General features: G+C 45.1%; 6 protein-coding genes and 1 other annotated feature. Of the genes, 5 read left to right on the top strand and 1 reads right to left on the bottom strand.

The features are described 5' to 3' along the window. The first annotated feature begins 411 nt into the window (after window positions 1-411). Both J7I80_RS23135 and J7I80_RS23140 read left to right on the top strand, forming a co-directional pair. A complete protein-coding gene (locus J7I80_RS23135) occupies window positions 412-903 on the top strand; it encodes a dUTP diphosphatase (RefSeq protein ID WP_214741842.1) in 492 nt (163 codons plus the stop codon). A gap of 75 nt (window positions 904-978) precedes the next feature. Beyond that, window positions 979-2,064 (top strand): M42 family metallopeptidase, encoded by a 1,086-nt coding sequence (locus tag J7I80_RS23140; protein WP_214741844.1) that lies wholly within the window; start codon window positions 979-981, stop codon window positions 2,062-2,064. A gap of 178 nt (window positions 2,065-2,242) precedes the next feature. Here J7I80_RS23140 and sspI read toward each other — a convergent pair whose 3' ends face one another. Next, the gene (sspI, locus tag J7I80_RS23145; protein ID WP_023627056.1) at window positions 2,243-2,458 is read right to left on the bottom strand and encodes a small acid-soluble spore protein SspI; all 216 of its coding nucleotides are present in this window, start codon (window positions 2,456-2,458) and stop codon (window positions 2,243-2,245) included. Between the two features lie 123 nt (window positions 2,459-2,581). Here sspI and J7I80_RS23150 point away from each other — a divergent pair, with 123 nt between their 5' ends. From J7I80_RS23150 to pheT, 3 genes are all read left to right on the top strand, one after another. Then, window positions 2,582-3,337 carry a TrmH family RNA methyltransferase gene (locus J7I80_RS23150; protein ID WP_214741846.1) on the top strand — a complete coding sequence of 252 codons (756 nt, stop codon included), beginning with the start codon at window positions 2,582-2,584 and terminating at the stop codon, window positions 3,335-3,337. A gap of 61 nt (window positions 3,338-3,398) precedes the next feature. After that, window positions 3,399-3,644: a binding site (T-box leader), on the top strand. Window positions 3,645-3,699: 55 nt separating this feature from the next. Beyond that, window positions 3,700-4,737, top strand: coding sequence for a phenylalanine--tRNA ligase subunit alpha (gene pheS, locus J7I80_RS23155; protein ID WP_214741848.1), 1,038 nt, complete (start codon window positions 3,700-3,702; stop codon window positions 4,735-4,737). 19 nt (window positions 4,738-4,756) lie between these two features. Next, window positions 4,757-7,171 (top strand): phenylalanine--tRNA ligase subunit beta, encoded by a 2,415-nt coding sequence (gene pheT / locus J7I80_RS23160; protein WP_214741850.1) that lies wholly within the window; start codon window positions 4,757-4,759, stop codon window positions 7,169-7,171. Window positions 7,172-7,444: the final 273 nt, after the last annotated feature.

Below are 7,444 nucleotides of genomic sequence, written 5' to 3' on the forward strand. Positions count from 1 at the left end.
GTAAAAGAGTGAGGTGTATATACACAGATAGTTTCGTCAGAAGTGTAAGAAGAGTATAAGAGACTATAACAAGCACGAAATGATGACAGGTTTGAGGGGAGCACAGGAAAAGCTGTCAAGAAAAGCCCGTAATTGTGACAGGTTTGATGGGAGCACAGGAAAAGCTGTCAAGAAAAGCCCGTAATTGTGACAGGTTTGATGGGAGCACAGGAAAAGCTGTCAAGAAAAGCCCGTAATTGTGACAGGTTTAACTGAACACAGGAAAAGCTGTCAAGAAAAGTCCGGAATTATGACAGGTTTGAAGGGAAACAAGGAAAAGCTGTCAAAATAACCTCGGAATTGAGACAGAATTGGAGGATTCGAAGGAGAAAGCTGTCTGGATCCCAATAAATGACTAGATGGAGTTGAACAATGAATACAATCACCCTATTTAAAATGCAAAAAGCACTGGACCGCCATATCGAGTCGCAGCATAAGTTAGAGGAAGAAGATTTATTTGACAGGAAGGTTCTGGCGCTGCTTGTTGAAATCGGCGAGCTTGCGAATGAAACGAGATGCTTCAAGTTTTGGAGTGTAAAGCCGCCCTCCAAAACAGAGATCATCCTTGAGGAATTTGTGGATGGAGTTCATTTTATCCTGTCTCTGGGTATTGAGTGTGGTTATGATAATCTCGAGACAATTTCGCAAAGCCAATCGGATGAACTGGACACTACCAAGCAGTTCCTGGCGATTTATGAGTCCGTACAAAAATTCAGGAACAGCCGCAAAAAAGAAGATTACGAACAATTATTCCAGAGCTACCTGAAGCTTGCCCAGCTGCTCGGCTTGAATGAAGATCAAATTGAACAGGCATATATTAAGAAAAATGAAGTAAATTATGAGAGGCAGCGACAAGGCTATTAGGCAGAATTTTTTGTACAATACCCCGCATGTCTAGTATAATAGGATTCGAAACTACATATTAAGGGAGTCGAAATAATGGCGAAATTAGATGAAACATTAACAATGCTGAAAGATTTAACCGATGCCAAAGGCATTCCCGGCAATGAGCGTGAGCCAAGAGAAGTAATGAAGAAATACATAACTCCATTTGCTGATGAAGTAAGTACGGACGGCCTGGGCAGTCTGGTTGCTAAGAAAGTCGGCAATGAAAATGGACCAAAAATTATGGTTGCTGGCCATCTTGATGAAGTTGGCTTCATGGTGACAAGCATCGATGACAAAGGATTCATCCGCTTCCAGACAGTCGGCGGCTGGTGGAGCCAGGTTATGCTTGCTCAACGCGTGACCATCGTTACCCGCAAAGGCGAAATCACTGGGGTCATCGGTTCTAAACCGCCTCACATCCTTCCTGCAGAAGCACGCAAAAAGCCAGTTGATATCAAGGATATGTTCATCGATATTGGTGCTTCAAGCCGTGACGAAGCAAAGGAATGGGGAGTTACTCCTGGCGACATGGTAGTACCTTACTTCGAATTTACTGTCATGAACAATGAAAAGATGCTTCTTGCAAAAGCGTGGGATAACCGCATTGGCTGTGCAATCGCTATCGATGTCCTGAAGGGTCTTAAAGATGCAGAGCATCCAAACGTTGTATATGGCGTTGGAACAGTACAAGAAGAAGTAGGCCTTCGCGGCGCGAAAACTTCTGCACAAATGATTCAGCCTGACATCGCTTTCGGCGTTGATGTAGGAATTGCCGGCGATACTCCTGGCGTAACCGAAAAAGAAGCGCTAAGCAAAATGGGTGATGGACCACAGATCATCATCTATGATGCATCGATGGTATCTCACAAGGGACTTCGTGACTTTGTCACAGACCTGGCTGATGAACTGAACATTCCATATCAGTTCGATGCAGTAGCAGGCGGAGGAACGGATTCTGGTGCTATCCACCTGACACATCGCGGTGTACCGGCGTTGTCCATCACAATTGCGACACGTTACATCCACTCACATGCAGCGATGCTTCACCGTGACGACTACGAAAACGCTGTAAAGCTGATCGTTGAAGTCATTAAGCGTCTTGATAAAGAAACAGTTGAAAAAATCACTTTTGAATAAGCAATAAAAGAGGGAGCCGATGGCTTCCTCTTCTTTATTTTATAAAAGGCTATTTCGCATTGATTGTTGGTTATCAGGATAAATCATATATGTGAAGATATTCCCGGTATTTACCTTGGTGTAAAAGCAACAATATTATAAAAAAAGAACTCCTCAAAATGAAGGAGTCCTTCCCAATTCATTGCTTTCCTTTCAATCCATCTTCCAGGGCATTCAGCATCTCCTGCTTTTCTTCTTCAGAAGCGTTCTGCCAGATGACTTCGAACAAAACTCCCAGTCCTGGAAGCATTTTTTCCTCGCCGTTCTGGATTGCGTCGACGATCGTATCTTTAAGCTCGTCCTGTGAATTTCCTGCTACATTTGAAATGACAGCATTCCTAAGGTTTAAGTTCATCCTTTGCTCAAACTCCTTTCAAAATACCAAGATGGTTATAGGATTAACAATTTTGGTTTTATTATGTATCTGTTTTGAGCTATAATAATAAAATTGACAAGCCATTTTAAAGGAGAGCCAGAGTTGAAGTACATTCAATCTGATAAAAATTCGCAAGTTAAACAATGGAAGAAATTGCTGACGCGTAAGGAACGAGACAAGACTGGCATGTTCCTTGTCGAGGGCTTCCATTTAGTTGAAGAAGCACTTACGAAACAGGAAGATGTTGAGGAAATCATTTTAAGCGAAAAAACGGAGTTGCCGCCTGGTCTCGATTACGGTTCTATTCCTGTTACGGTTGTGACGGATGAAATCAGCAGGCAGCTTGCTGATACGGAAACGACTCAGGGGATATTTGCAGTATGCCGGCAGCCGAAGCAGACGCTGACAAAAGGAAAAAGCTATTTGCTGATCGATTCTGTCCAGGACCCGGGCAACCTGGGTACGATGATCAGGACAGCCGATGCAGCCGGGATTGATGCAGTCGTTGTCGGAAAAGGCAGTGTCGATATGTATAATCCGAAAGTGCTGCGTTCTGCCCAGGGAAGCCATTTCCATTTGCCAGTGTTAAGTGGCGACCTCTCCGAGTGGATCACTAAACTTCAAGCTGAGCACATCCCGGTTTATGGTACTGCGCTTGAAAATGGAGTGGTTTATACAGAAGTGGAAAATAAGGACTCCTTCGCCCTTCTCGTTGGAAATGAAGGAAGCGGTGTAAAGAAAGAACTGCTGCACAAAACAACGCAAAATCTCTATATCCCAATCTACGGTAAAAGTGAGTCTCTGAATGTCGCTGTCGCCGCAGGTATTCTGCTATATTATTTAAAAACAGCAAAATAGGCGCTGAAACCATTTGATACTGCGCCAAGATTATAATATAATAAACAGCAAAAATAATATTTTAAAAACGATGACGGAGAAAAGTAGCTTGAAGATGGCCATACAGGGAGAAAATGCCGGTGACTGGAAGCATTTTTATGGAACATACAAGCGAAGTTCACCTCCTGAGTTGGCATCGGGACCGCTTTTATAAGCGTAAAGATGCACCGGCACAAGCCGTTATCTCAATGAAGCGAACACGTAATACATAACTGTATTGCCTGTTAAAAAGGGTGGTACCGCGATAACCATGAACCTCGTCCCTTTATCCGGGATGAGGTTTTTTTGTGTTCAAAAAAGAAGAATATGAAGGAGGATTTACCATGCAGGATCGTTTAAAAGAACTGCAGGCTGAGGCTCTTGAAAAAGTGGCCGCAGCAGCTGACCTTAAAGAATTAAATGATATTCGCGTTTCCTATCTTGGAAAAAAGGGTCCAATCACAGAAGTATTAAAAGGAATGGGCAAGTTATCGGCTGAAGAAAGGCCGAAAATGGGTGCCCTGGCAAATGAAGTTCGCGATGCGATTTCCGGCCAGATTGAAATGAAGCAAAAGGAACTCGAGGAGGCAGCCGTCCAAAAACAATTGGCAGCTGAAGAAATTGATGTAACCCTTCCTGGCAGACCCGTAAAGACTGGCAGCCATCATCCGCTTACAAGCATCATCGAAGAAATTGAAGATCTTTTCATCGGCATGGGTTACACAGTAGAAGAAGGCCCGGAAGTTGAAAAGGATTACTATAACTTTGAAGCATTGAACCTTCCGAAGGGACATCCAGCTCGTGATATGCAGGATTCCTTCTATATCACAGAAGAAACATTGATGCGCACACACACGTCCCCTGTCCAGGCAAGGACGATGGAAAAGCATCAAGGCAAGGGCCCTGTAAAAATCATCTGCCCAGGCAAGGTATATCGCCGCGACAACGATGATGCGACACACTCCCACCAGTTCATGCAGATTGAAGGGCTTGTTGTCGATGAAAATGTTAGAATGAGCGACCTAAAGGGAACTCTTGAAGTTTTTGCAAAGAAAATGTTCGGCGAAGACCGCGAAATCCGTCTGCGCCCAAGTTTCTTCCCTTTCACTGAGCCATCTGTCGAAATGGATATTTCCTGCAAAATTTGCGGCGGATCAGGCTGCAGCGTATGTAAGGGAACAGGCTGGATTGAGATCCTGGGAGCAGGGATGGTCCATCCGAATGTTCTTGAAATGGCAGGCTATGATTCAAAGAAATACACTGGCTTTGCATTCGGAATGGGACCTGAGCGTATCGCGATGCTCAAGTATGGAGTCGATGACATCCGTCATTTCTATACAAACGATGTCCGTTTCTTGAAGCAATTTTCAGTTGAAGAATAAGGATTAGGAGGGTCAAACCATGTTGGTATCATATAAATGGCTGCAGGAATATATCGATTTGGAAGGCGTATCTGCTGAAGAGCTTGCCGAAAAAATCACCAAGAGCGGCATCGAGGTAGAAAGCGTAGAAAAATTAAATGAAGGTTTGAAGGGCGTAGTTGTCGGCCATGTACTTGAATGCGAGAAGCATCCGAATGCAGAGAAGCTGAACAAAACACTCGTTGACCTTGGAAACGGTGAAACAGTCCAAATTATCTGTGGCGCGCCTAATGTCGGCAAAGGCCAAAAAGTTGCGGTTGCAACAGTAGGTGCTGTTCTTCCTGGCAACTTCAAAATTAAAAAAGCAAAACTTCGCGGGGAAGAATCCCACGGTATGATTTGCTCGCTTCAGGAGCTAGGCATCGAAGGCAAGCTGGCACCGAAGGAGTATGCTGAGGGAATCTATAACTTCACTCCTGACACGGAAATCGGCCAGAACGCGCTAGAAGTCCTTAACAGGGATGACGAAATCCTTGAGCTTGGCTTGACGCCAAACCGTGCTGATGCAATGAGCATGCTTGGTGTCGCATATGAAGTTGGAGCGATTCTAGGTAAGGATGTTAAACTTCCAAATCCACAGCCTGAGACTTCATCAGAGCAGGCAAGCGACTATATTAACGTAACGGTTGAAGCGAAAGAAGATAATCCTCTATACGTTGCGAAAGTGATCAAGAATGTAAAAGTTGGCCCATCACCAGTTTGGCTTCAAACAAGGCTGATGGCTGCAGGCATCCGTCCTCACAATAACGTAGTTGATATCACTAACTTCATTTTATTGGAGTACGGCCAGCCGCTTCACGCATTTGACTACGATAAGCTTGGCTCAAAAGAAATCCTTGTACGCCGCGCGAAAGATGGCGAAGTGATTGAAACGCTTGATGATGTGAAACGCACATTGACTCCTGATCACCTAGTCATCACGAACGGAACAGAGCCCGTAGCGCTTGCAGGCGTAATGGGCGGAGCAAATTCCGAAGTTGGCAGCGATACAACAACTGTCCTGCTTGAGTCCGCTTATTTTACAGGCGGTGCCATCCGAAAGGCTTCAAAGGACCATGGTTTGCGAAGCGAAGCAAGCTCACGTTATGAAAAAGGCGTGGATCCTGAGAGAGTGCGCCCGGCTGCAGAACGTGCGGCTGAATTGATGATTGAGCTTGCCGGAGGGGAACTTCTTGGCGGCTTAGTGGAAGCAGATTCACTCGATGTGAAGCCGGCTGTTGTTTCAACCACTCTTGGAAAAATCAATAAAGTATTGGGAACAGACCTTGAAATGAAGCAGGTTGAGGACATTTTTGCCCGCCTGAAGTTCGAAACATCTGTCGATAATGACACGGTCACAGTCACAGTTCCTACTCGCCGAGGGGACATCATAATTGAAGAAGATCTAATCGAGGAAGTTGGCCGCCTGTATGGCTATGACAACCTCCCAACTACCCTTCCAGTGGGGCCATCAACACCTGGACATCTTTCTGAATACCAGAAAAAGCGCCGTGTTGTCCGCCGTTACATGGAGGGCGCAGGGCTTTACCAGGCAGTGACGTATTCCCTGACCAGCGCGGAAAAAGCAACACAATACGCATTAGATAAGCGCGAGCCTGTTGAACTGGCAATGCCGATGAGTGAAGACCGCAGCCTGTTGCGCTTAAGCATCGTGCCACAGCTGCTCGAAGTATTGAAATACAATAATGCCCGCCAGATTGACAGTGTCGCTGTTTATGAAACGGGAGCAGTCTTCCTGAAAAACAACAACGAAGAACTTCCAGAGGAGCGCGAACATCTTGCTGCAGCCATCACAGGCCTGTGGGAAAGCCATCCATGGCAAGGTGAAAAGAAGCCTGTCGATTTCTTTGTACTAAAAGGAATTGTAGAAGGACTGTCTGCCAAGCTGGGTCTTGAAAGCCAGCTTGGATTCCAAAAGGCTCAGCAGGATGGACTGCACCCTGGACGCACGGCAGAAATTATGCTGAATGGCAATGTCATCGGCTTCATCGGCCAGGTTCATCCAACCATGCAAAAATCACTCGACCTGAAAGAAACTTATGTGTTCGAGTTATCACTAAAAGCATTATTAGAAGCAGAAACTGCACCGCTGCAGTACACTGCAATACCGCGCTTCCCGTCCATCACAAGGGATATAGCCCTTGTTGTGGAAAAAGCAACTGCTGCCGGCGATCTGGAGAAGATCATCACTGAAGCAGGCGGAGCACTTTTAAAAGAAGTACATGTTTTCGATCTTTACGAAGGTGAAAAAATGGAAGAAGGCAAGAAATCACTTGCATTCTCACTCAAATACTTCGATCCAGAAAAAACACTGACAGACGAGGATATTGCAAAAGCACATAATAAAGTCCTTACAGCTCTTGAAGAAAAAGCTGGAGCAGTATTAAGAGGATAAATTTGAAAAAGGCAGCCTGCGGGCTGCCTTTTTTTCATATGTAAATCTGGTGATAACTTATGAAATTATGCAAATGCTGTACAAAGTCCAGGTGAAATTCAGTCGTAGCAGCTTCTCCCCCCATAAATTAACCTGGTATCAGTCAAATATAGCTTTGATAAAGTGGCTGGCAAATGGAATTTGCGATTATGCTGGAGATTCCCGCGAAACTGGACCTCAATTCCGCGAAACACGACCTCAATTCCGCGAAACCGGTCTGACCCCTTAATTCCT

The sequence above is a fragment of the Bacillus sp. ISL-41 genome, assembly GCF_018613235.1.
GTDB lineage: Bacteria > Bacillota > Bacilli > Bacillales > Cytobacillaceae > Mesobacillus.